Origin of the sequence: uncultured Odoribacter sp., from assembly GCF_937966165.1 — a bacterium.
GTDB lineage: Bacteria > Bacteroidota > Bacteroidia > Bacteroidales > Marinifilaceae > Culturomica.
Genome location: NZ_CALCLB010000032.1, coordinates 34,732 through 60,238, shown reverse-complemented (window position 1 = coordinate 60,238; position 25,507 = coordinate 34,732). Strand labels below are relative to the sequence as shown.

Annotated in this window: 17 protein-coding genes; 10 read left to right on the top strand and 7 right to left on the bottom strand. The window is 41.3% G+C overall.

What is annotated here, in order from left to right:
* Positions 1-9: 9 nt before the first annotated feature.
* From atpD to Q0465_RS11905, 7 genes are all read right to left on the bottom strand, one after another.
* A complete protein-coding gene (gene atpD / locus Q0465_RS11935) occupies positions 10-1,515 on the bottom strand; it encodes a F0F1 ATP synthase subunit beta (RefSeq protein ID WP_298616590.1) in 1,506 nt (501 codons plus the stop codon).
* 210 nt (positions 1,516-1,725) lie between these two features.
* Entirely contained in the window at positions 1,726-2,103 is a 378-nt protein-coding gene (locus Q0465_RS11930; RefSeq protein ID WP_298616589.1) for a hypothetical protein, read from the bottom strand.
* A 281-nt stretch (positions 2,104-2,384) separates the two neighbouring features.
* Complete coding sequence (locus Q0465_RS11925; protein ID WP_298616588.1) at positions 2,385-3,113, bottom strand: nitroreductase family protein; 729 nt, start codon at positions 3,111-3,113, stop codon at positions 2,385-2,387.
* Between the two features lie 8 nt (positions 3,114-3,121).
* On the bottom strand, positions 3,122-3,814 hold the full coding sequence (locus tag Q0465_RS11920) for a type 1 glutamine amidotransferase domain-containing protein (RefSeq protein WP_298616587.1): 693 nt from the start codon (positions 3,812-3,814) through the stop codon (positions 3,122-3,124).
* Between the two features lie 231 nt (positions 3,815-4,045).
* Positions 4,046-4,336 carry a hypothetical protein gene (locus Q0465_RS11915; RefSeq protein ID WP_298616586.1) on the bottom strand — a complete coding sequence of 97 codons (291 nt, stop codon included), beginning with the start codon at positions 4,334-4,336 and terminating at the stop codon, positions 4,046-4,048.
* 263 nt (positions 4,337-4,599) lie between these two features.
* Positions 4,600-6,270: a putative transporter gene (locus Q0465_RS11910; protein ID WP_298616584.1), complete on the bottom strand. Its 1,671-nt coding sequence runs from the start codon at positions 6,268-6,270 to the stop codon at positions 4,600-4,602.
* 340 nt (positions 6,271-6,610) lie between these two features.
* Entirely contained in the window at positions 6,611-8,893 is a 2,283-nt protein-coding gene (locus Q0465_RS11905) for an FtsX-like permease family protein (RefSeq protein ID WP_298616582.1), read from the bottom strand.
* Positions 8,894-9,375: 482 nt separating this feature from the next.
* Here Q0465_RS11905 and Q0465_RS11900 point away from each other — a divergent pair, with 482 nt between their 5' ends.
* From Q0465_RS11900 to pgl, 10 genes are all read left to right on the top strand, one after another.
* On the top strand, positions 9,376-10,758 hold the full coding sequence (locus Q0465_RS11900; RefSeq protein ID WP_298616580.1) for an aminopeptidase P family protein: 1,383 nt from the start codon (positions 9,376-9,378) through the stop codon (positions 10,756-10,758).
* A 31-nt stretch (positions 10,759-10,789) separates the two neighbouring features.
* The gene (locus tag Q0465_RS11895) at positions 10,790-12,421 is read left to right on the top strand and encodes a C69 family dipeptidase (protein ID WP_298616578.1); all 1,632 of its coding nucleotides are present in this window, start codon (positions 10,790-10,792) and stop codon (positions 12,419-12,421) included.
* A 473-nt stretch (positions 12,422-12,894) separates the two neighbouring features.
* On the top strand, positions 12,895-15,873 hold the full coding sequence (locus tag Q0465_RS11890) for an ATP-binding protein (protein WP_298616576.1): 2,979 nt from the start codon (positions 12,895-12,897) through the stop codon (positions 15,871-15,873).
* A gap of 11 nt (positions 15,874-15,884) precedes the next feature.
* Positions 15,885-18,728, top strand: coding sequence for a HAMP domain-containing sensor histidine kinase (locus Q0465_RS11885; RefSeq protein WP_298616574.1), 2,844 nt, complete (start codon positions 15,885-15,887; stop codon positions 18,726-18,728).
* Between the two features lie 51 nt (positions 18,729-18,779).
* Positions 18,780-19,439, top strand: a complete 660-nt coding sequence (locus tag Q0465_RS11880; RefSeq protein WP_298616572.1) for a helix-turn-helix domain-containing protein — start codon at positions 18,780-18,782, stop codon at positions 19,437-19,439.
* Positions 19,440-19,687: 248 nt separating this feature from the next.
* Entirely contained in the window at positions 19,688-19,990 is a 303-nt protein-coding gene (locus Q0465_RS11875; protein WP_298616570.1) for a Dabb family protein, read from the top strand.
* Positions 19,991-20,168: 178 nt separating this feature from the next.
* On the top strand, positions 20,169-21,308 hold the full coding sequence (locus Q0465_RS11870) for an aldose epimerase family protein (protein WP_298616568.1): 1,140 nt from the start codon (positions 20,169-20,171) through the stop codon (positions 21,306-21,308).
* Between the two features lie 412 nt (positions 21,309-21,720).
* A complete protein-coding gene (gene gndA, locus Q0465_RS11865; RefSeq protein ID WP_298616566.1) occupies positions 21,721-23,181 on the top strand; it encodes an NADP-dependent phosphogluconate dehydrogenase in 1,461 nt (486 codons plus the stop codon).
* A gap of 58 nt (positions 23,182-23,239) precedes the next feature.
* Entirely contained in the window at positions 23,240-24,763 is a 1,524-nt protein-coding gene (zwf, locus tag Q0465_RS11860) for a glucose-6-phosphate dehydrogenase (RefSeq protein ID WP_298616758.1), read from the top strand.
* Positions 24,760-25,479: a 6-phosphogluconolactonase gene (gene pgl, locus Q0465_RS11855; RefSeq protein WP_298616564.1), complete on the top strand. Its 720-nt coding sequence runs from the start codon at positions 24,760-24,762 to the stop codon at positions 25,477-25,479. Before zwf ends, pgl begins: the two co-directional genes overlap by 4 nt.
* Positions 25,480-25,507 lie beyond the last annotated feature (28 nt).

The following is a 25,507-nucleotide window of genomic DNA, read 5'->3' as shown; positions in this document are numbered from 1 at the left end:
TTATTATTCTTACTTTCCGGCCTTTGCCATCATTTCCTTACCCTTCTGAATCACCTCATCTATCGTCCCAACATTCATAAAAGCTTGTTCCGGATATTCATCCATTTCCCCGTTCAGAATCATTCGAAAACCCCGGATCGTCTCTTCCAAAGGCACCATAACCCCCGGAATACCGGTATATTGCTCAGCTACATGAAAAGGCTGGGATAAAAAACGCTGAGCCCGTCTTGCCCTTCCCACCACTGTTTTATCAGCATCCGACAATTCATCCACTCCCAGAATGGCAATGATATCCTGCAGCTCATTATAATGCTGTAACAATTCAATAACTTGCTGGGCCGTATTGTAATGTTCCTCTCCCACAATATTCGGATCCAGTATCCTGGAGGAAGATTCCAAGGGATCCACAGCCGGATAAATACCTAACTCCGTAATCTTACGGCTTAATACAGTAGTTGCATCAAGAAAGCTGAAAGTCGTCGCCGGTGCAGGATCGGTTAAATCGTCTGCCGGTACGTAAATAGCTTGTACAGAAGTAATGGAACCGTATTTTGTAGAAGCTATTCTCTCCTGCAATTTTCCCATTTCAGAAGCCAAAGTGGGCTGATACCCCACAGCTGAAGGCATACGCCCCAACAAGGCCGACACTTCCGAACCGGCTTGCGTAAAACGGAAAATATTGTCGATAAAAAGCAATATTTCATTTCCGCCTTCATTGGAATCCCGGAACATTTCTGCCACCGTCAACCCTGACAATGCAACCCTCAAGCGGGCTCCGGGTGGTTCGTTCATTTGGCCGAATACCAACGTAGCCTGGGACTGATTTACTTTCTCCATATCCACACGCTTCACATCCCAATCACCCTTTTTCATCTCTTCTAAAAAAGTCTCCCCATAATTAATTACCCCGGATTCTATCATCTCCCGCAACAGATCGTTCCCTTCCCTCGTCCGTTCCCCCACTCCGGTAAATACAGAATAACCGTTATGTCCCTTGGCTATATTATTGATCAGTTCCATAATCAAAACCGTCTTCCCGACTCCCGCACCCCCGAACAATCCGATTTTTCCCCCTTTTGAATAAGGTTCCAGTAAATCGATCACCTTTATTCCCGTAAACATAAATTCCTCGGTGATCGATAAATCCTTAAACTTCGGAGCTTCCTGATGTATAGAACGGGTCTCGGAATAATCCAAAGGAGCCAGATGGTCGATGGCATCTCCTGTGACATTCATCAATCTCCCCTTAATTTGCCGGCCCACCGGCATCGTCAGCGTATGTCCCAGATCCCGGGCTTTCATCCCCCGGTGAAGGCCATCGGTAGTATCCATGGCCACGCAGCGCACCGTATCTTCCCCAATATGTTGCTCTACTTCTATAATCAATTTCTCCCCCGTATCTCTTTCTATCTCCAGGGCTTCGTAAATCGGCGGTAAACTTTCTCCGCCCTCCTCAAATATTACGTCTACCACAGGTCCGATTACCTGGGTAACATATCCGAATTTCTCTGCCATAATTTTAATTTATGCTTTCAATATCTCCATACCACAACCTTTTAACGAAAATTCATTTAAAAAAGTTGTCGTATAGATTAATTCAAAAAATATACCATTTCTTCAGAAAACAAGTCTGAGTAGTAAAATTTACACTACGGTAACATAAATAAACAACCCTCTTCCCATTGAAGAGAAACCCCAAACCGTAGCTACCGATGAAAAAAGAATCTAAATAAGAATCCTCTGTAGAAAATAAACGTAAAAACCATGCAGATAACGCACAGACAACATATCACTATATTTTTCCGTCTTCAGAGCAGAAAGTAAAGCAGCCCCCACATTCCGCACGGAAGTTGCCATACCTCCCGGCACAGAAGAGACTCCTTTATATTGACCGGACAAATCCACCGTATAAGCCAGCAGTTCGTCCCAATTTTTATAAGGGTGAAAGAAATTTTTTCCGCAGCTCTGACCGGCAACCCCCCATTCCGCATTTGTCTCAGAAAGGACAGATACAGGATTTTCTCCCCTTCCGCTCTTTTCTTCCCTCATTTCTGAAGCAAGAAACAGGAACAACGTCAATATGCCACACAAAAGTAGCTTCATTTCTTTTACATTTGACACAAATATAATAAGAATTCTCCTAAAATGGATAAAATGCGGAGGAATAGAGTAGAAAACAAGTATTATTTTACTATTCTTCTTACAGCAAAAAGCAGGATACCAATAGGTAAATAAAAGGATCACAACCTATCCGTTATCTTTTTTAAGTCGTTAAAAGTAGCGGAAAAAGAATACCCCTTATTTCATTCCACCCAAAAGAGCCGGACACAGAGTTTGTTCTCCCCAACCGGAAGCCTCAGGTAGATAAGAAGCCCCAAGCGATATTAAGTGCGATGATAGATCGAATCGAAGGGCAGTCTGCAACGCTCTCCCCAGATCCCTTTCTCCCCGTTTCGTATACCGCAAGGAATAACCATATTGATTCCGGCTCCGGAGGGTAATTTCAGCAATTTTTTAATCCGTTTACTATCAAAGCCTTCCAACGGGCAAGTGTCATACTTTTCGTTAGCCATTGCAATCATGAATGTCTGAGCGGCAAGTGCACAGGACTTGTTCACTGTGACACGCATATCGCATTCCGAAACTTCGCGCACGATAGGACGGAAAAGACCGATAACTTTGGCTAACAGCACCCTGAACAGGCCTAAGATTCCGAAAAACCGGGCATAGAGGAAAGGCATCAATTTTCCATAGTACAACTCCCGGTCTTTGATACGTTTGGCCTGTCGTTCTTCCGGACTGTTCCGGCGGACGTTTCCCCTTTCGAAATCGAGGACAAATTTTGCCCGTTTCCGGTACAGGTCCTGACGGGTTACGAATACAACGATTTCCGCTGCCGTTGCCGTAGCAGTCTGCCCCAGGCAGGCCTCGGAAATTCCGGCCATTTTTTCAGGCTGTGTGATGTGATAAAACTCCCACAACTGCATATTCGAACTGCTGGGAGCTAATGCGGCTAATTCCAGACAATGCTTTACCTTTTCAGGATCTATCGGTTTGTCCTTATCGAATACCCGTACTGCACGACGAAAATTCAAAGTTTCTTCCAAATTCATACTTTCTGTTATTTATTGAATTGCCGCATAACGACCTCAGCCATTTTTCGGGAACTAAACGGATCCTGCCCCGTAATCAGATTTCCGTCTGTTACGACTTCAGGTATCATCGGAATAAATGCCTTTCTGTAATCCGCCTCCCGTTCTTTCAACGCAGCTTCGAGATTGAAAGGCACGACTTTTTTCCTCCTGGCAAGGCTTTCTTCAAACCAGCTAAATCCCGTGATCTTTTTACCTTTTACCAGGTACCGGCCATCCGATAGTTTCACGTTTAATAATCCGCATACTCCGTGGCAAATAGCGCTAACTATCTTATGGTGTTCATAGTGTTTTCTGACGAGCGTTTGCAAAACGGCATTATCCGGGAAATCAAACATCGAGCCGTGTCCTCCGGCTAAATAAATGCAGTCGAACAGCTGTACGGACACTTCCTCCAGACTTTTCGTATGCCGTAACATATCCCGGAACTTCGCATTGTTCCAATAGCCTTTGGATAGTTTGTCCAGGTACAACGGTTTCAGACTCAGAGGATCGACGGGAATATCGCCTCCTTTCGGACTTGCAACCACAACGTCATAAGCTCTCTTTTTTGAGCTATCGTAAAGGTGAGTGAGCTCGCTGAGCCATAATCCTGTTCTCAGTTTTCCGTCCGGGTATATACCGGTTCCGGTTCCGACAATCAGTAACTTCCGACTTTCCATTTTCTATTTTTTTCTGCTTGTATAATAAAATCCAGTATAAATAAACCCTTAAACTGCTTCCGTACAAAGTCGCTTCAAATTTCCGGCCGTCCTAATTCCGTTCCGGCAGGGTAGTCACCGATCCGGAATGTTACCGGACCCGGATCCGGACAGATATCGTACGTCTGCTTAAACAATTCCGCTCTTTTCGTACAAAACGTTTCAGAGATGTTTCCGGAAAAAAGAAATCAGTCACCCGGATGCTCCGCCCTTCGCTTTGAGCTGGCCGTATAAATCGTAACGGTTTGCCCCCTGAACAATATGGATATCCCTGCCCCGGGAAGCAGCTTTGCGGAACAATTCGCAACCGTCACGGTAAGAACCGAAAGTTCCGATCTTATTCCCTACGATAACCCGTAAAGGCTGGAGCTGCAGGCAATCAGCCAGCAGGAATACATCGAAAGCCAGCTTTACAAATTCCGCTTCAGCCAGCTGTTTTCCATAAACAGGCCCGGAAGTCTGTTTCTTACAACTGCTGACCATATATACGAACAATATTTTGAACAGTTACAAGGCCAACATATTGCATTCAGAGTCATGGCCCTGTCAACAAACAAAATCAGAACTGAAAGAAAGCCGGATGCTAAAACGAGCCGGATGAAACCAACCGGAACCCTCTGTCCGATCATATCTAAAACAACAGTAGGAATGAAAAGGAAAAACAATAAAAATTTTCCTCTTTTCAAAAGGATTTATCCGGGCAAAAAAGGTGTTGGCCCCCCATTAACTCAAGTCTCCTTGGATTTTCAAACAAAGCTCAGAATCAAGGCTTGTGCTGTCAATACCCTTAAAAACATTGTCAAGGGATATACGGTAGCATACCCCACAGAAGGCATGTCATTTCCGGCAGTTGCATTGGAATAAGCCAAAGCAGGGGGATCGGTCATACTGCCCGCGATCAGTCCCATTAACGTAAAATAATTCACCTTATAAATCCAGCGGGCTATAATACCGATAATCATCAAAGGAATAAAAGTAATAACAAAACCATAACCAATCCAGGAGAAGCCACCTCCATCCACCACTGTTTCTACAAATCCGCCCCCGGCATCCAGCCCCACGCAAGCCAGGAAAAGGGCTATCCCGATCTCTCTCAGCATCAGGTTCGCACTCATCGTCGTATACGTTACTATTTTATAATGCGGACCAAAACGGCTGATCAGTATGGCTACAACTAAAGGTCCTCCGGCCAGTCCCAATTTAACAGGCTGGGGTATACCGGGGAAAGTAAAAGGAATGCTCCCCAGAAAAATACCCAAAGCAATTCCCAGAAATAAAGGGATAAGATTGGGTTCCCGTAAACGGCGTAAAGAATTTCCCAATACTTTTTCCACACCCGCAACATCTGTTTCCGCTCCGACCACAGTCACGCGGTCTCCGATTTGCAACTGCAAACCGGGATGAGCCACCAAATCCAATCCGGAACGGTTCACCCTCGTAATATTTATCCCGAATCCGCCTCTCAAATGCAACTGTCCCAAAGTTTTTCCGTTAATCTCTGCCCTTGTAATGACAATACGACGGGAGATCAGATGAGCGTCCAGTTTTTCCCATTCAGCCCTGTGCATTTGTATCTTTTCTCCAATAAAAGCCGTAATCGCATTCATATCCTGGGTAGCCGCAATTACAAATAATTTGTCTCCCTCTTCCAGAGGAGTATCGGACTTAGCAATTTTCAACCCCTCATTTCCATGCAAAATACGGGAAATGACAAATTTCTTGTCAATCAGGGAAGCTACTTCCGCTATATCTTTTCCAAACAAAGCCGGATTTCTGACCACCAAAGAAACATGCGTAGCCTGAGAGGCTTTCTCTTCTGCCACATTCTGCGCATCCAGATTCTCTTTTTCAAAAGAAATCCTGAAGAGATAACGGATCAGGACTATCGCCAGTATAATTCCAATTACCCCTAAAGGATAGGCGACTGCATATCCCATAGCAATAGCAGGAAGTTCGGTGCCGCTCATATCGAAATAAGCCTGTTGGGCAGCTCCCAGTCCCGGCGTATTTGTCACAGCCCCGGAAAGAATACCCACCATAGTGGTAATCGGGATACCTGTAATGAAATGAATAATACAGGTAATACCCACACCCAAAACAACGACTCCGGTTGCCAAAAGATTCAGGGTAATACCGCCCTTTTTAAAAGAAGAAAAAAATCCGGGCCCTACCTGCAATCCGATAGAATACACAAAAAGAATCAAACCGAATTCTTTTAAAAAATGGAGGGCGTGAGGATCCATACGCAAACCGAAATGACTGAAAATAATACCAACAAAGAGAATCCAGGTAATCCCTAAAGAGATGCCTGCTATTTTAATTTTACCTAAAAAAATGCCGACAAAAATCACAACGGCAATCAATAAGATCGAATGCCCGATACTCGTCCCAAACATCAAACTATTTACCCATTCCATAAAAATACATCTTTCGAAAGGAAGTACATAAACTATTTTTTACCGGCCCCATGCTCTCTCTGCACAAGCTTTACCTGAAACTTCACTGACAATCAAAATGAGAATTCTGATGAAATCAGCAGCCGAAACTTTAATTCTTTTTATCAAAAACTTTCGAACCCGTAACTTGAAGAAACAAACTTTCTGAACCTCCCTCCTCTGTTTTAAAGAAAATAATTTTCGATTTTTAACCCCACAAAATTATATATTAAAATGGTAGGAAAAAGTTTTAACAGACATAAAAATGTGGTAATTATACACACTTATTCTATAAAAATGGCATGGCATTGCCTTACATCATTTATTCTGCTTTCAGTACATCAACGGGATTTATACAGGCAGTTTTCCAGCTATGCCAACTAATTGTCAGAAAAGTAACAAATAAAATAAATAAACCGGAAAAGAAAAATATACTCATTGAGAGGGGTATTTTATAAGCAAAATTCCTTAACCAAAGCGAAATTAAACACCAGGCCACAGGGGCAGCAATAAAAAATGCAATCGTAATCAATTTCAAATATCCTTTATTGAGCAAAATCAGAATTTTAATAACTGTTGCTCCCTGTACTTTCCGGATACCTATTTCCTTTATTCTGAATCTAAAATTAAAAAGTACTAAGCTAAAAGTACCCATTAAGGATAATAAAACAGAAATTATACAAAACAAGGATATAAGTGTCCCAAAATTAGACTCCCGACTATATTTGGAATTTAGATAATCATTCACCCTATTTATTTCTCCCTCATAAAACGGTGATAACGTTTTTGCTTTATTATTGATAAAAGACATTAACTCATGAGTAGGGGAAACCGATGTTTTTATAAAACAATACTCTAAAGAATAAGATTCATTTACGTATAAAATAAGAGGCTTTACAGCACTCTTCAAAGATTTGAAATTAAAATCCGAACAAATAGACTGAATGGGAATCCGTCCCAAACGTTTATCTAACGTCTGTTCTCTTCCTGTTATTTTTACAAAAGTTTCGTTCGCTATAGCACAAGTATCCGTAGGTATAAACCGGGATTGTCCTTCCTCAATTTTTATTCCCCAGAAATCTGCATAATTGGGGGTTACAGAATTAGCATAATACCAAAGTCTCTTTTTTGCTCCTCCTATGAAGATGTCCGTACCTTCCATACTAAAATCTCCTAACATTTCAGATGAAAAGGTTACATCCACAATTTGCGGGTGACTCCTCAATTCTCCGGCAAAAACATCCCTGTGTTTTTCTATGTCTTTGTTAATCTGCATATAAAGGACCTTATCTTTCTGTATACCCCAAGATCGATCCCTCAGCATTCCTAACTGTTTATAGGTAAAAACTGTCAGAATAATCAAGACAATAGAGGTAATAAACTGAAATACAACTAAAATACTCCTCAGATTTTTTCCTTTATTCAGAGTACTGTTTTTCCCGCCTAAAACCACTGCCGGAGGAAAATTGGTCGTATAATATGCCGGATAAATACCTATAATTACACCTATAATTATACTCAAAAATACATATTCAAATGCTAAAAAAGAATGTGAGAAAGGATTGGCGGAAGAAAAAAGTAAGGTCTGAACAGGACTTTCTGCTATAAACATACACACTATAAATCCCAGAAGACAGGAAATAAATGAAAAAAAAACAGTTTCGCTAATCAGACATAAACGAAGAAATAAAACCGGCATTCCATAAATTTTCTGAATATTAAACCATCTTAATCGTGTTGGTGCCAATGAATTAATATAGTTTATAAAATTTATAAATGCAACGATCAGAATCAATATTCCGATAAATAATAAAACCGAAGAAGTCATTTTATTCCCCTCTGAAGCATAATATACTTCCTGCAACGGACGTAATTTCTTCAAACTGGAAAAAATAATCCGGTCATTCAATTTACCCGTTTCATTGATCCTCTCTTCCAGAGCTTTTATATTAACAGCCGGAACAATATGATAATAATTACAAAACACCCAACTATTCCAATCATCAAAGGACGGCAAACAAGTATAAATTAAATTTTTCAAAGATGAATTTGGTGGTAAGTCTTTATATAAGGCGGCTACTGTGAACTGTTCCTTTTCGTTTATCAACAAAGATTGCCCGATAGGATTTTTATCCTGAAAAATTTTTCGGGCGAAGCTTTGCGGAAGCATAACATTATTTTTTACAGACAATGCACTTCGGTAATCTCCTGTAATAATATCCAAATTAAATACAGAAACAATACCCGTATCAGCATATCCGACAGAAGTAGTGAAATGTGAATCTTCAAACATTATCCTGACCTTTCCCCCTTCACCATAAATACAGGAATGAGTAAGTTCCGGCAATTGAGAAGACAGGTAATCCGAATATCCTTTGGGAAAAAAAGGAGAAAAGCCGTCAGTTGCCGTATCATAATATTCCAATTGATAGATGTGTCTGTAATCTGAGAATGTTTTATTATAATTATTTTCAAAATCCAACTGAATCAATATGATAAAAAAAGCAGAATAAGCGACAGCTAATCCTATGAGCATCATAGCACTCGGTACCTTAAAATGGAATAAAGTATGAAATAAATTTTTAAAAAATATTTTTATCCACATCCTATACTAAATTTATGATCTTCTTTGTAAAAGTAAAAATAAAATTTAATTAATTTTAGTTCATAGGAGATCATTTACTATTTTAAGTACCGGCAAAGTTAAAAATGAAACCAAAATTTATCGGTAGCAAATCCTTAGTTATCCTTTCTGACCTATTATTTTCAATTTATGTCCTCCAACCTTATATTTTTGTAAAAATTTTCAATTACAGACATAATTCTCAAATGTTTACGTTCTTTTACAATCTTTATTTTTTAAGATTAAATATAATTGCCAAAATTATGACGAATAATTTATATCTTTGAAAATCTAAAAATTTGCAAATGGTATTATTCAACCGTTTTATATTAAAGTACAATACCGATTACAAGGGACTTTACGAATGCCAGATTTGTTAGCTTTCTGAAGCCTTTATTCTTTCATTTTGCAAGAGTCGCAAAATTCTTTTCGATTATTATCCTGAAACTGTAATTTTATTCATCATGTTTTCAAAAGAAATTTATATCCACAGACGTAATCTTCTGAAAAAAGAAGTGGGAAAGGGTATTTTACTTTTCCTGGGGAATTCCGAAAGTAGTATGAATTATGCCGATAATACTTATCCTTTCCGTCAGGATTCAACTTTCCTGTATTTTTTCGGTTCGGATTATGCCGGATTATCAGCTATTATTGATATCGAAGAAGATAAAGAAATTATTTTCGGGGATGAACTGACCATTGACGATATTGTCTGGATGGGTACCCAACCAAGTATACGGGAAAAAAGCGAAAGAGTAGGAATTTCTGAAACCCGGCCTGTTGCTCAACTAGCGGAATACCTGAAAAAAGCAATGACCCAGGGACGCCGGATACATTATCTGCCTCCTTACCGGGGAGAGCATAGGATCCGGCTTTATGAACTGCTACACATCGTTCCCGATCAGCAAGAGAAAGGAAGTTCGGTTGATTTTATCCGTGCCGTGGTAAACCAGCGGAATTATAAATCAGCAGAAGAGATTGAACAAATCGAAGAAGCGGTTACCATTTCAGCCCATATGCACATCAAAGCTATGCAAATGATCCGTCCGGGAATGAAGGAATCGGAAGTGGCTGCTGCAGTCACGGAAATTGCACTCCGGGACGAAGGGAATCTCTCTTTCCCGGTAATTGCCACCGTACACGGGCAAACTTTACACAACCATTACCACGGACATATTGCCCAGGAAGGACAGATGTTCCTGCTGGATGCAGGGGCAGAAAACCGTATGCACTATGCGGGAGACCTTTCTTCTACTTTCCCGGTAGGCAAACGATTTACGGAACGTCAAAAAGAAATTTACAACATAGCTCTTCATGCACATCAAACAGCAGTGGCCGCTCTTCAACCGGGAGTTGCTTTTAAGGATATCCATCTGAAAACCGCAGCCACCCTCGCAGAAGGACTGAAAAGCATCGGACTGATGAAGGGCGATCCTTGGGAAGCAGCACAAGCCGGTGCCCATGCTCTCTTTTTTCAATGCGGATTAGGTCATATGATGGGTTTGGATGTACACGATATGGAAAACCTGGGCGAAGTATGGGTCGGATACGACGGTCTGCCTAAAAGCACCCTTTTCGGCCTGAAATCCCTCCGCCTCGGCCGTAAATTGGAGCCCGGTTTTGTATTGACGATTGAACCCGGTATCTACTTTATTCCCGAATTGATCGACCGCTGGAGAGCAGAAAAACGTTTTACGGAATTTATCTGCTACGAAGCGGTAGAAAAATACAAAGATTTCGGGGGATTACGCAATGAGGAGGATTACCTTATCACACCGGAAGGCAAAAGAAGACTCGGAAAATATGTACCTACCACCATTGAGGAGGTAGAAGCAATGCGATCCTGAAAACCATTTATAACGCTGAAAATTCAAGAACATGAAAATTGTAACAATCATCTTTTTAATCCTGCTGACAGCCTTTTTCCAAAGTAAGGGATGCACAGTACTCGTCGCAGGTAAAAAAGCGACCGTGGACGGAAGCGTACTCAACTCCCATACAGATGCCGGAGCAGACTGCCGGATCCGGGTCGTCCCGGGACAAAAGTTTCCCAAAGGCAGTACGACCCCGGTTTATTACGGTATACAACGGGTAGACCTTCCCCTGGAAGAAAACGGAGAAATTTTAGGTTATATCCCGCAAGCGGAACAAACTTACACTTATTTTCAGTCGGCTTATTCCCATATCAATGAATATCAATTGTGCATAGGAGAAAGTACACTGAGTCAACGCCCGGAATTACAGGTAAACAAAGGAGAAGGGAAACAGATTATGACTGTTGAGCAAGCCATGATCTTTGCACTGCAACGTTGTAAAACGGCCGATGAAGCCCTTGGCCTGATTACTTCCCTTATGGAAAAATACGGTTTTTTGCCTTCTTGCGGACCGGAATCGGAATGTCTGACGATTGCCGACCCTGAAAAAATATGGATACTGGAATTATTCAGCGTGGGTAAAAACTGGACCCCTGAAAGTGGGAAACCCGGTGTTATCTGGGCGGCACAGCGGGTCCCGGACGACCATATTACTATGATTCCGAATTGGAGTATTATCAAAGAAATTGATCTCTCCCAACCGGAATACTTTAAGGCTTCCTCCAATTACCAGCAAGTTGCAATGGAAAACGGATGGTATTCCCCCGAAAGCGGAAAACCTTTTGTCTGGCAGGAAATATATGCGCCCACCCCGCGGGAATGGGCCACGAATCGTCTCTGGCTGTTTGCCACCACCTTCGCCCCCACTTCGGCGCCGATATCCGATAGGAAAACAACAAATCCATTCGACAATCTGAACCAATACATTCAGTATGTCGAGCCTTTAAACCTGTATCCTTTTTCTTTTAAACCGGAACATCCGGTTTCTGTCCAGGATTTCATGGACTTCCAACGGTCTACCTTTACCGGTACCATCTACGACAAGGAAAACGACGCCGCCTGGTACTATCCCGGAAAGAACGGAGAAATGATAAAAAGCAAATTAGCCACCCCTTTCCCTTCTGCTGAAACTCAAAAATTACTGAAAACCACCCGTAGGCGGGCTGTCGCACGGGCGGACGGAGAATACGGTATGGTAGCTCAGCTCCGTTCCGGTATGCCCCGGGAAATAGGTGGTATTTACTGGATATTCCAAGACAATGCCTACACCTCCCCATATCTTCCTGTATTTACCGGAGTTACCCGAATCCCTGAAGTTTATTCTACTTACGATCCACAACAATACACGGACAACTCTGCCCGCTGGGCGATCGATTTTGTAGATAACCTGCTCTACCTGAACTGGCAGGACGGGAAAAAAGATTTGGAAACAGCCCGGAAACCGCTGGAAGACGGATTTTTTCAACAAAATAAAGAGATAGAAAAACAATATACAGAACTGCAGAAAAAAAATCCGAAAAAAGCCCGGGAATTATTGAACAATTATACTCAGGAATGTGCAGATAAAATTATGGATACTTATACTCAATTGAAAAATACACTCCTCACTAAATATACCAATAATAAAATGAGATAAGTATCCTCCAGCCTAATGATTTAAAAAGTGCAAATGCATAAATAAGGAAACAGACAACTTTCAAATTTATACCTTAGAAACAGACAGGAGCAAAATCCCTGAAAAAAGATTTACAATTACCGGTAAATCATTTAACAAGGAACTACCTGAAACAAGTATTAAGCAGATTGTCAACTCTTTGAATAATTAAATCCTTGTACATTTGCACTTTTTATTCCCTTACTTCAATTGACCTCCGGACAGGAAAAGATTACTGGAATCGCGGACGGAACAATTTTGGAAATCAAGATTTAAATGAAATTTTAATTAATTGAAAAATTATATTTATTTTTACCAAATAAATTTTATGCGTGATTGCTATGTTAAAGCTTGTTTTTTCTATCTTGTTGTGCTTGATAGTATCGGCAAACGCAGTTGGCATACAGTCCTCTCCTCCGGATACAAAACTGAGTCGTGAAAATTTCATTCTTATAATGAATTCTTATCATTATGAAAATCCATGGGGCACGGCTTTAACGAAGCAACTTCAGAAAGAAATCAAAGCAATCGACCCGGAGCTCATTCCGAACGTAGTTTATGCCCGGTTAGACAGGCAGCAGTCACTACTGAGTTCCCGCTTACAAATGCAGGGCGCCTTTACCAAAGGACGACTCTCTCCTCAAATTATCCGTCCCCGGATCTTAATCTTGGTAGGTGAAGAAAGCTGGATGTTATACCGGATTATGAATCTGCGAGGATTATGGGAACAAATACCGGTAATCCTGTGTGGGGTACATTCCCGGATCCTGAAAGATTATGCTGATTTTTTCCAATCAGAACCTCTAAATGACAGCTGTTATATTTCCACCCCGCTTTCAATTAAGCAGCTTCCCGTAAGCGGGATTATGAAAGACGATATGAGTTTACAAAATTTGCAACTCATATCCCGTTTATACCCGGGTCTTCAGGAAATCAACTACCTGTCAACGGGTAGCTTCAATGATGAATTTGAATTCCGGCAACTCCGCTCCACAGCCTGTCAATTTTTTCCGGATTTACGAATTTCAGTATATCACAGCGACCAAATTCATCCGGACACCATTTGCCGGATAATTAATAACTTACCTCCTCACAGAAATGTCGTACTTTTCAATACAGTTCCTTCTTTTTTAAGTTCTTTGTCCGTTCCTCTCTTCTCTTTACAGGATCAGGATTCCGATTCCAGACATATCCTAGGCGGATATTATCCTTCCCTGGGCCAATATGTGCAGCAAACAGCCAAATTGTTTAAACAGGTATATAATGGAGAAATACCCCCCTATCCTTTTACTTCTATACAAAACGGACAAAATCACTTAAACCGTCAATTACTCGACCAATGGGGAATCCACCGGGATTTCGACAAAACAGAAAATGTGAGCCTGTATAATATCCCTTCTCCGTTCATTGTCCGGCACCAGCGTCTTTTGCTCCTGAGTTTGCTTGGCATACTCATTATCGGTCTGCTTTACAGATATTATATACGTACCCGGATTTATAACCTGCACATTCGGGAATCTCTAAACCGTTATAAGACATTATATGACGAATATAATTTGATTTTCAAGCACATGCCTGTCTCAATGCTGATTTTCGACGAAAACGGAAATTTATTACAATACAATGCTTCTACAAAGTTACGACATATCTTTCCGTCTCTCAGTCCTACATCCGCTATTTCTCAAACGATCAATTTATTTGAGCAGATTCCGGAATCTTCCCTGCAGACCCAAATACGGAACAAAGAAACCATAAACTCTCTTATCGTCCTGAGCCCTCCATCCGATAGAGTAGACCCGGCACCCCAGAAAAACAAATATTATTTTCGTTTTCTGGTACGTTACCTGCCCGGTGACACTCCTGACAGCAAACAGATCCTGTTCATTCTCATTGATAATCAGGAAATATATGAAGCTAAAAGTATTCGCAAAAAATTGACGCAAGCCCTTGATTTTGCCATGAACAAAGCTTGCATCGGTGTAGCGAATTACGATTTGAGCAGGCAAAAATACCATTTTACCTCTAATTGGTTAAAGAACCTCGATTTAGATAAAATTCCTGCTCCCATAACCGATGCTTACCAGCATCTCTCCCGGGAAGACCGGCAGTCTTTGACCGACTTCTTGCAAGACAATTCTTCCGGCAGGCCTCACCATTATCACAAAGAATTCCCCATTATACACAGAGACGGAAGTAAACATTGGTTACGCTACCAAATCGGTATTACAGGTTATCAGCAGGAAACTGGCAGCTATATATTCACGGAAATATCTCAGAATATTGATCCCTATAAAGCAATGGAAGAGGCATTATACACTGCCATGTTAAAAGCACAGCGTTCTGAAAAACTCAAAAATGCCTTTATTGCCAATATGGGACACGAAATCCGTACTCCCCTAAACGCTATTGTTGGTTTTTCGAACTTACTGAATGAAACGGACAATACAGAAAAGCGTCAGGAAATGGTCCACCAAATTGAAGAAAACAATGAAATACTGTTACGCCTGATCCACGATATCATCGATTTGTCCAAAATCGAAAGCGGAACAATGGATTTCAGTTTCTCTCCCACCGACCTGACGGATTTATTTAATGATATGGCTATCCTCGCCAGAATGAAAACAACGCAAGGAAATATAGAAATCAAATGCGAATTTCCGGAAAGCCGTTTTTGTATTCTAACGGACAAAATCCGTCTTAAACAAGTATTGACTAACTTTATCAGCAATGCCGTTAAATTCACGGGCCAGGGCAGTATTACCATCGGCTACCGGTTTGAGGACAATATTTTATACGGATACGTATCGGATACGGGAATCGGTATCTCTTCAGAAAAGCAGCAGCAGATATTCGAACGTTTCTATAGGGGAAATAAGAATTATAATGGCTTCGGCCTGGGTTTATCCATTTCCCGTTCGATTATTGATGAATTAAAAGGAGAAATAGGGGTAGAATCAAAAGAAGGGGCCGGAGCAAAGTTCTGGTTCCGGTTGCCTGTCCGGGAAGTTTCCCTGACTCCTCCGGTTCAGGAAGTATCTCCCATCCAACAAACAAATAATGCAAAAGGAAAACAGAATATTTTAATTGTTGAAGATAATGAGAGCAATTATCTCTTACTCCAATTTATTCTGCAAAATAAATACAATCTTGTACACGCCTGGGATGGGAAAGAAGCGATTGAGTTATTTCATAGTCAGGCACCCGATTTAATCCTTATGGATATTAAAATGCCTAAGAAAAACGGTTATGAAGCGACCTGTGAAATACGGAAGTATTCTGCTACAATCCCGATCATAGCCACTACCGCTTATGCATTGTCGAAAGATGAAGAAAAGGCTTTATATCATGGTTTCAACGGGTATCTGGCAAAGCCGTTACAAAAACAAGCATTGCTTGATCTGTTAAATTATTGGCTATTGCGCCAGACGAATTAAACTGTTCCGGAATGAAGATTTTTACTATTATACTTTTATGCTGTCTCAACAGTTATTTGGTTCTCGCCGACCCCGTTTCTCCCGGGCAAATGAATCCCCGGAGAGTCCTTATTCTCAATTCCTATACTGAAAATACCATCTGGAGTGCGCAAATAATCCAGCAAATTGACTCATTATTCTCAGAAAAATATCCCGGTATACAGATCTACGCCGGCAATTTAGGTTGTAATGATCCTTCTACTCTTTCTTCTTTATTACTGAACCTACGTGCCATCCTCTGGCAAATGGCAGAACAGGAAGGGGAAACATTTGATGCCAAGACAAATCTCAAAACAACGTCTATTTTCCCCCGGAAAATCAGGCCTGACATAATTATCTTACTAGGAGATGAAGCCGAAGCCGTCTACAAAATGGTACATCTGGTAATAGGGAAATGGAAATACGTACCTACCGTTTCCTGCGCCGTCTGGGAAGAACAACCTCTTAGAGTATGGATTCCGGATATGAAATCAGATTTCAGCCAAATGGGACCCAACATCGATTTAACAGCCGCAAGCATCGCAGCCAATTCCCTTAAACAACGGGAAGAATACCGTCAATACGCAGGGCAGGATATAGTCCCCCAGGATTGTGTATGCCTGGAAGGGATATGGCGTTATGTCACCCGGATACCCAATACGAAAATATATTCCCACTTGTTTATAAAGGAGAACCTGGAACTGATGAAGCAATTAATGCCGGAAACCAAAGAGATTGTGTGGGTTGATGACAGCTATTATAAAGCCGACTATACTTTGTTCAAATTACAGAAGCATATCGGGGAAGTTTTCCCCGAAGCCAGTTTTACCGCCATTACTCATAATAAATTAAATACGGATTCCATTTTCGACCTGATGATGGAACCTGTTAAAGACCGCTTTTTTATTACTTATGCCTGGAATATAAACGGCTTATATAGTTTACGTCCGGAAAAAATACTCGATTCACTTTTCAGAAACGTATTGAGCAGTCCGATACTGACTCTTACAGAACAAAATTTACAACATAACAACTATTGGCTGGGAGGTATTCATTTTAAACCTGAAGAATATGCTCTCAGGACCTTTCAAACTGTAAATCAGATATGGAACGGAGTCCCGGCTGATTCCATTCTCCCCCAGGTTATCCTTCATGCTGAAACCCACTTAAACATGACTGCTCTCAAACGGTTCGGACTGGAAAACCGGGTTAAAGAACTGACAGATAATATCGTTTTCTTAAATATACCTCCCACCTTTTATGAAGAATACGAAAGGCAAATTCTGGGAACAATAATTGTCATTGTTTTTCTTTTGGGAATTTTTGTATTCTTCATTTGCAAACGGCGGTTTACCAGAATAATGCAGAAGGAATCGGAAAATTATCAAAGATTGTATGACAAGCTTCAGACAATCTATCAAACCAGTTCCCTTAATTTTGCGTTATATAACGAGACCGGACAATTACTCTTCCGGATCATAAACGGACAAAAAAATATATTGCAGCCGGATAAAAATGAATTATTTACAGAAAATCTATTTTCTAATCCGTACTTAAACCAAGAACAGAAACAACAGGTGAAAGCCCGTCAAAACGTTAGTTGCGAACTGGAAACGACCTTTAATCACCCGAAAAAACAGTTTTTTCAGCTGGCAATTAAGCCAATGGAAGCCGATGTCTACGGTAAGGCCTGCTACATCGTTATCGCCACTGATTTGACAGCCGTCATGCAGGAAAAGCAAGCGAAAAGAGAAGCCGAGCACATGTTTAATTTTATTTCCGAATCTGCTCAAATGGGAGTAGCTATTTACAATATACTCGACGGGGAAGGATTTGCCACTTCCAAATGGTATGAAAACCTGAACGAAGAACCCCGGAAAGGAGAACTTCCGCTTTATTTACATACGTCTTCCGAAGACCGGAAGCGACTGATCGCCTATCAAAATAAAATAAAACAGGAATATACCGAACAGCCTTTTACACAGGATATACAAGTTACCGACAAAAAAGGAATTTTACATTGGATCCGGGAATATATTTTCATCAAAAGTTTTGTCCCGGAAAAAGGTGAAATTCTGGTTGTGGAATTGAATATGAACGTAGACGCAGAAAAACAAAAAGAAGAAAAATTAGAACATTTAAAAGAACAAGCTGAACTGTCCAATCAGGAGACACAACAATTCCTGACCAATATCAGTCACGAAATCCGTACTCCTTTAAATGCTATCGTGGGATTTTCGTCTTTACTGGGAAGTTGCGATGACCCGGAAGAAATAAACGCCCTCATGCCCATTATCAAGCAAAACAATCAGCTTTTGGTAGCTTTAATCGATAATATTCTCCATCTGTCAAAAATTGATTCAGGCACCTTCACATTTCAATATACACCTATAAAGTTATATTCATTATTTAAATCCTGGGAAAACTATGCTTTAAATAATTTAAATAACAAACCGCTTTCCATTTCTTTAGAGCTGCCAGCTGCAACCGACCTCATCTATACAGATGAAATACAATTGGATACCGTAATGAAGAACTTAATCAGCAATGCTATTAAATTCTCAGAAAAGGGAACTATCACCATCGGCTATCGTCCTGGACAAGAAAAACATTATTTCTTTGTGAAAGATTGCGGAATTGGTATTCCTCTTGCAGAACAAAAACGAATCTTCAAACGTTTTGAAAAATTGAACTCCTTTACTCAGGGGACGGGTTTGGGATTAGCCCTCTGTCGTAGCATTACTCTCCATCTGGGGGGAGACATTGGTGTCGAATCTGAAACAGGGCAAGGGAGCTTATTCTGGATTACTTTACCAGACAGAAAGGAAAGAAGATGAACGGTTCCCCAAACGCTTTCCTTATTCCCAATTTATACTTATCTTTACCTTATGAAAACGCAGAGGGGTGCAGATTATATTTACCGGCTGATCCGTCAGGGAGAACATCAGCAACAGGATTTCAAATTCGAAATCTCAGATGTCCGGAAAATTGCAAAAAGTTTATCTGCATTTTCCAATACAGACGGAGGACGACTGCTCGTCGGGGTCAAAGATAACGGTAAGATAGCTGGAGTACGTTCAGAAGAAGAAATTTACATGATAGAAGCTGCTGCTAAACTTTATTGTAAACCCCAGATTCACTGCGAAATGCATATTTATGAAATAGAGGGACTGCAGGTGCTGGAAGTCGTTATTCCAAAAGGAGATTGTGCTCCTTATTATGCAAAAGACGATAATCAGCACTACCGGGCTTATATCCGGATAAAGGATGAAAATATCTTGGCTTCCCCTGTACACCTCCGGCTCTGGCAAACCCAATCTGCCCCGAAAGGAGTTTTTATACGCTATTCTGCACAGGAACAATCCTTGCTCGATTATTTAAATCAAAATGAAAAAATATCCCTTTCCCAATGCAGTAAACTGATCGGTATTCCCCGCCCCAGAGCCATCAGCATGCTCGCGAAATTTATCCGCTTCGGACTGATTGAGTCAATTTATACGGAAAAAAGTTTTTTTTACCGCCTATGCCCGCAATCCTCAGCTATATAATTTTCCCCAAAGCCAGCATTCTTTCCTCTATTTTAGCAGAAACAATACCTTTTTCCTTTCCTCCGCATTCAAGCAAATGAATATTTAAATATTTCCACACTTTAATATTCAAACTTCTAAATATTTAAATAAAAAGAAAACAAAACATCCCTTAATTTTTACAACTTAATTTTTATATTTATCAATCTCAAGAAAAGACTGTAAAATCAGGTATAAAAATTGATAATCAAATATATAAAAAGACCGTTATGCTTAAACATGTCGTTATGTGGAAACTAAAAGAATCAGCGGAAGGGAAGACCAAAGCTGAAAATGCCCGATTTATGAAAACCCGTTTAGAAGCACTGATAGGTGTCGTCCCAGAATTGAAATCAGTAGAAGTAGGAATTAATGTAAAGGAATCCGATATGGCCTATGATGCAGTTCTGATAGCAGAATTTGAAAACGAAGAAGCTTTAGCCACTTACAAAATACATCCGGAGCATGTAAAAATAAGTTCATATTGTAAAAAAATCCGGGAAAGCCGTGTGGTGGTAGATTATTATAGCTAAAATCCAAGAATTAAAAAACACATACATGTTTTGGATCAAAAGTTTTATTTTCTGAAACGATTCTGGTATTTTAAATCAGAATTTGTTTGTTCTTTTGAAAAAGAAAGGGGAAGCGGGCAGAACTAGAAATAATCAGAAGGAATTGCCCTTTTTATATTGTCCATTTAACACTTTGAATATGAGAAATACACTACTAACACTCAGTTGCGGGTTGTTATTATTTACAGCCTGCAACTCTAAACCTGCTGCCGATACCACTTTATCCGGATTGAAAAAAGCCAATTTTGATACATTGGTATCCGGTCAGCAAATTAACTTGTACCAATTAAAGAACAAAAACAACGTAGAAGTTACTATTACAAACTATGGAGGAAGGATCGTTTCCATTTGGGTGCCGGACCGCAAAGGGAATTTTGGCGATATTGTGCTGGCCCACGAATCAATCCCGGACTATATAGCCGATAAGGGAGGAAATTTCGGAGCTCTGATCGGGCGTTATGGTAACCGGATCAATCAGGGACAGTTTACACTGGACGGCAATACGTATCAACTTCCCCGGAACAATTACGGGCATTGCCTGCATGGAGGAGATACCGGTTTTCATCACCGGATTTGGGAAGCCACACAGCCCGACGCCCGGACATTAGTCCTAAGTTGTATCTCCCCGGACGGTGAGTACGGATTTCCAGGCACTTTAAAAACCCGGGTAACCTATAGTTTATCCGACGATAATGCTCTGAAAATAAATTACGAAGCAGAAACAGATAAACCGACAATTGTCAATTTAACCAATCACGCTTATTTCAATTTATCTGCCAATCCTTCTACCCCTATCCTCCATCAGCAATTAATGCTGAATGCCGACTACTATACCCCCATTGACAGTACTTTTATGACCACAGGAGAAATTGCTCCGGTAGAAGGTACCCCTATGGATTTCCGGACATTAAAAACAATTGGAAAAGAAATCGACAATGACGATTTTATTCAATTGAAAAACGGACACGGCTATGACCACAATTATGTTTTAAATACGAAAGGGGAACTCTCCCAAATAGCAGCTAAAGCTTACGATCCGGAAAGCGGCCGTACCCTGGAAGTTTATACCAGCGAACCGGGCATACAATTTTACGCCGGAAATTTTCTGGACGGAACTGTAAAAGGTAAAAAAGGAATTTACTATCCTTTCCGTTCTGCCTTTTGTCTGGAAACCCAGCACTTCCCGGATTCTCCTAATAAAGCGGCCTGGCCTTCAGTTGTGATCCGGCCGGGAGAAACCTATAAAAGTATCTGTATTTATAAATTCGGCATAGAATAATTTTCAGAACCATTTTCCGTTCATCAAAAATAAACTGTATATCTATTGTTAATCGCAGCAAACCCAAAAGAGGAGAGACTGTTTTTTTAATTCAGAATCTGTTTTCTAAGCTGCTATTAAAAGGATATACAGTTTATCGTTTTTTTATTTTCTACCGATCCGGAACGGCAGTTTTCCCCCTCTTCCGGTAAATAAATCCATTTCGGAATTTTTATACTTTCATCGCGGAATTTCTTTTTTTTATCTTTTTCCCTTATTTATTTTCAGGAATAACAATAACGTAAGATAGGTCCCCTTTTCAGGATCATTTAAACTCCCTCCCTCCTTTCTTTTATAAACCTTCCTTTTTATTCTGCGTATATCTTTCCAGAATATATCTTCCGGAACATACATCCGGCAAAAAAAATCACTTATGGAGAAATCTGATATTGGAGTAATCGGACTGGCCGTTATGGGAGAAGGCCTGGCTCTTAATCTGGCCGAAAAAGGGTATCGCGTATCTGTATACAATCGTCCGCACCGGGAAAAAGATGCCGTAAAACATTTTATGCAGGAATATGGAGAGCAGGGGGATTTTAAAGGTTTTGACAATCTTGCTGCCTTCGTCCAATCCCTTTCCACTCCCCGGAAAATACTGATGATGGTTAAAGCCGGTCCTCCGGTAGATGAAGTTATGGAGCAGCTATTTTCCTTATTGCAGCCCGGAGACATCCTGATAGATGGAGGAAACTCTAATTTTGAAGATACAGAGAGGAGAGTCAGTTATGCCGAATCCCAGGGATTTTATTTTATTGGTGCCGGTGTTTCCGGTGGACAGGAAGGTGCCCTTCACGGTGCCTCCATCATGCCCGGAGGTTCGGAAAAAGCCTGGCCGGAAGTAAAAGAAATTTTGCAAAGTATCGCAGCAAAAGCCGAAGACGGGAGTCCCTGTTGTGAATGGATCGGCAAAGGAGGAGCCGGACATTTTGTAAAAATGGTACATAACGGGATCGAATATGCCGACATGCAACTGATATCCGAAGCCTATTTCGTTATGAAACGTATGCTGGGGACCGGGAATGCAGGTATGGCAGACTGTTTTGAAAAGTGGAATACCGGAAAACTGAAAAGTTATCTGATTGAAATTACAGCCGCTATCCTCCGGCGTACAGAAAAAGACGGACATTTTCTTATCGACCGGATTTTAGACGTAGCCGGTCAAAAAGGCACCGGCCGCTGGTCGGTCATCAATGCTATGGAATTAGGAGTTCCCTTAAACTTAATCGCCACTGCCGTATTCCAAAGAGATCTTTCTGCAGAAAAAGAATTACGGGTTAAGCTTGCTGCAAAATACGAAACAGACAGTCCGGTATTTACCCACAAACCGGGAGTAATGATACAGGAAATACACGATGCCCTCTATGCTTCTAAAATTATTTCCTATACTCAGGGTTTTGCTCTTATGCAACAAGCTTCAATTCGTTTTGACTGGCACCTCAACCAGGCAGCTATCGCCAGAATCTGGCGGGCCGGTTGTATTATCCGGGCAGCTCTCCTCAATCCGATTGCAGCGACATTCGATGAGGCACCTCACTTGCCCAACTTACTTTTATCATCCTGGTTCAGCACCCAAATTACGGAAGCGCTTCCGGCCTGGAAATCCTTACTCCTGAAGACTACACGGGAAAATACAGCCGTGCCTGCTTTCGCTGCCGCCCTGAATTATTTTTATTCCATCACCGCTTCACATTTACCAGCAAATTTAATACAAGCCCAAAGGGATTATTTCGGAGCCCATACCTTCGAACGAACAGATACTCCCCGGGGAACATTTTTCCACGAAGACTGGACCGGCGAAGGAAAGGATACACATGCAGGTATCTATAATGCCTGAAAAAGAATACAATACCATCCATCGTATATACAACTAATCCGATACGGATATGAAACAAATGAAATCATTGATTATGGTCATCTTCGGTGGCTCAGGTGACCTGACAAAACGGAAGCTGATGCCTTCTCTTTATTTGTTGTTTTCCCGGAAACAAATGCCCCAACATTTTGCAATATTAGGGGCTGCCCGTACCCACTATTCCGACGAGAGCTACCGAAAACACATTAAAGAAAATCTAAAAAAGTATATCAAGGCTCAGGAGTTTGATTCCCACAGTGCTGATCTGTTTTTAAATTCTGTCTTTTACGAAACGATGGACCCTTCCCTTGCCGACCATTATCCCTGTCTGAAACAACGCCTTTATCAATTAGACAAACTTATCGGAAATCCCGGCAACTATTTATATTACCTGGCAACGCCTCCTGTTCTGTATGAAACGATCCCTTTGCTCTTACAAAGTGTCAACCTGCACAAACCGGGTCCAGGGCATGAAGGTTTCAAACGTATCATCGTAGAAAAACCGTTTGGCCATAACCTGGAATCTGCAAAACAATTAGACAGTATTTATACCTCAATTTTCGAAGAAAATCAAATCTACCGGATCGACCACTTTTTAGGGAAAGAAACCGTACAGAACATGCTGGCCTTACGATTTGCCAATGTTGTACTGGAACCGCTGTGGAACCGGAATTATATACATCACATTGAAATTACAGCCGTTGAAAACATGGGAATAGAACAAAGAGGCGGATTTTACGATCATACCGGAGCCCTACGGGACATGGTTCAGAGTCATTTATTACAACTGCTGGCCGTATGTGCAATGGAACCTCCTGTATCCTTCGATGCCGACAGCTTCCGCAATGAAGTGGTAAAAGTATATCAATCCCTGAAACCCCTGAGTGCGGCTGAAATCCGGAATCAGATCGTAAGAGGGCAATATACGGCATCTGAAAACGGGAAACGGCATCAACTTGCTTACCGGGAAGAAGAAAAAGTAGATCCGCACTCCCGTACAGAAACCTATGTTGCGATGAAAGTGAACATTGCCAATTGGAGATGGGATGGAGTGCCCTTTTATATCCGCACCGGCAAACAAATGCCTACCTTAGTATCGGAAATTGTAATTCATTTTAAACCTACTCCCCATATCATGTTCAGCAGGCTAACCCATTGTCCGCTTCCAAACCGGATGATTATCCGCCTTAACCCGAACGAAGGGGTTGTATTTACACTGAGCATGAAAATTCCCGGTACCGGTTTTAAAATGGGACAAGTACCGGTTGAATTTACCTACGACAGTCTCGGAGGTGTACCCAGCGGAGACGCTTATGCTCGCTTACTGGAAGATTGTATGCAAGGGGAAAACACATTATTTACCCGAAGCGATGCCGTCGAAGCCAGCTGGCGTTTTTTAGAACCGGTTTTAAAGCTCTGGGAAAAGGATTCCAGGATTCCCTTGCATAATTATGCCGCCGGTAGCTGGGGCCCGGCTGCCGCCGAACGGATTATTAAAGCCGACGGTAGCTGGACAAATCCATGTAAAAATTTAACCCATACAAATTTATATTGCGAACTATGAAAATCCACACTTTTGATACCCCCAAAGAAACAGCGAGAGCTGTTACTCATCAATTATTAAAACAATTGAACACTGTAAGAAAGGATGCATTCAACCTCGCTATCTCAGGAGGACAAACGTCTAAATTACTGTTCCAACTGTGGGCGGAACTTTACCCCCAAAGCTTACCCTGGCAACGCGTACATCTCTATTGGGTAGACGAACGTTGCGTTCCCCCCACTGAGGGCGACAGTAATTACGGACTGGCAAAACGGATCTTTTTGAACCGTATTAAAATTCCACATGATCAAATACACCGGATCATGGGAGAAGCCAACCCGGACCATGAAGCACAACGGTATTCCGAACTGGTAAAAAAGAATGTAACAGATAACGACGGTTTTCCCCAATTCGACATGTTGATTCTGGGAATAGGAACGGACGGACATACGTCGTCGGTATTCCCCGGACAAAAAGATTTGCTTTCTTACCCCGCTCCCTATGCCGTATCCGCTCATCCCGAAACGCATCAATACCGGATTGCGCTTACCGGCCAGCCCATGATTCGGGCCTCCCTCACCCTGTTTCACGTCATCGGGGCCGAAAAAGCAGAGATTTTAGCAGCTGTTACCGATCCCTCGGCAACAGCAGACCAATATCCCGCCGGCTATGTGACCCGCAATGCCGATAATGTCGTCTATTTTATCGACAAAGCAGCTGCTAAATTTTTAAAATAGAACAATTTTCTAAAAGGAGAAAAAACGA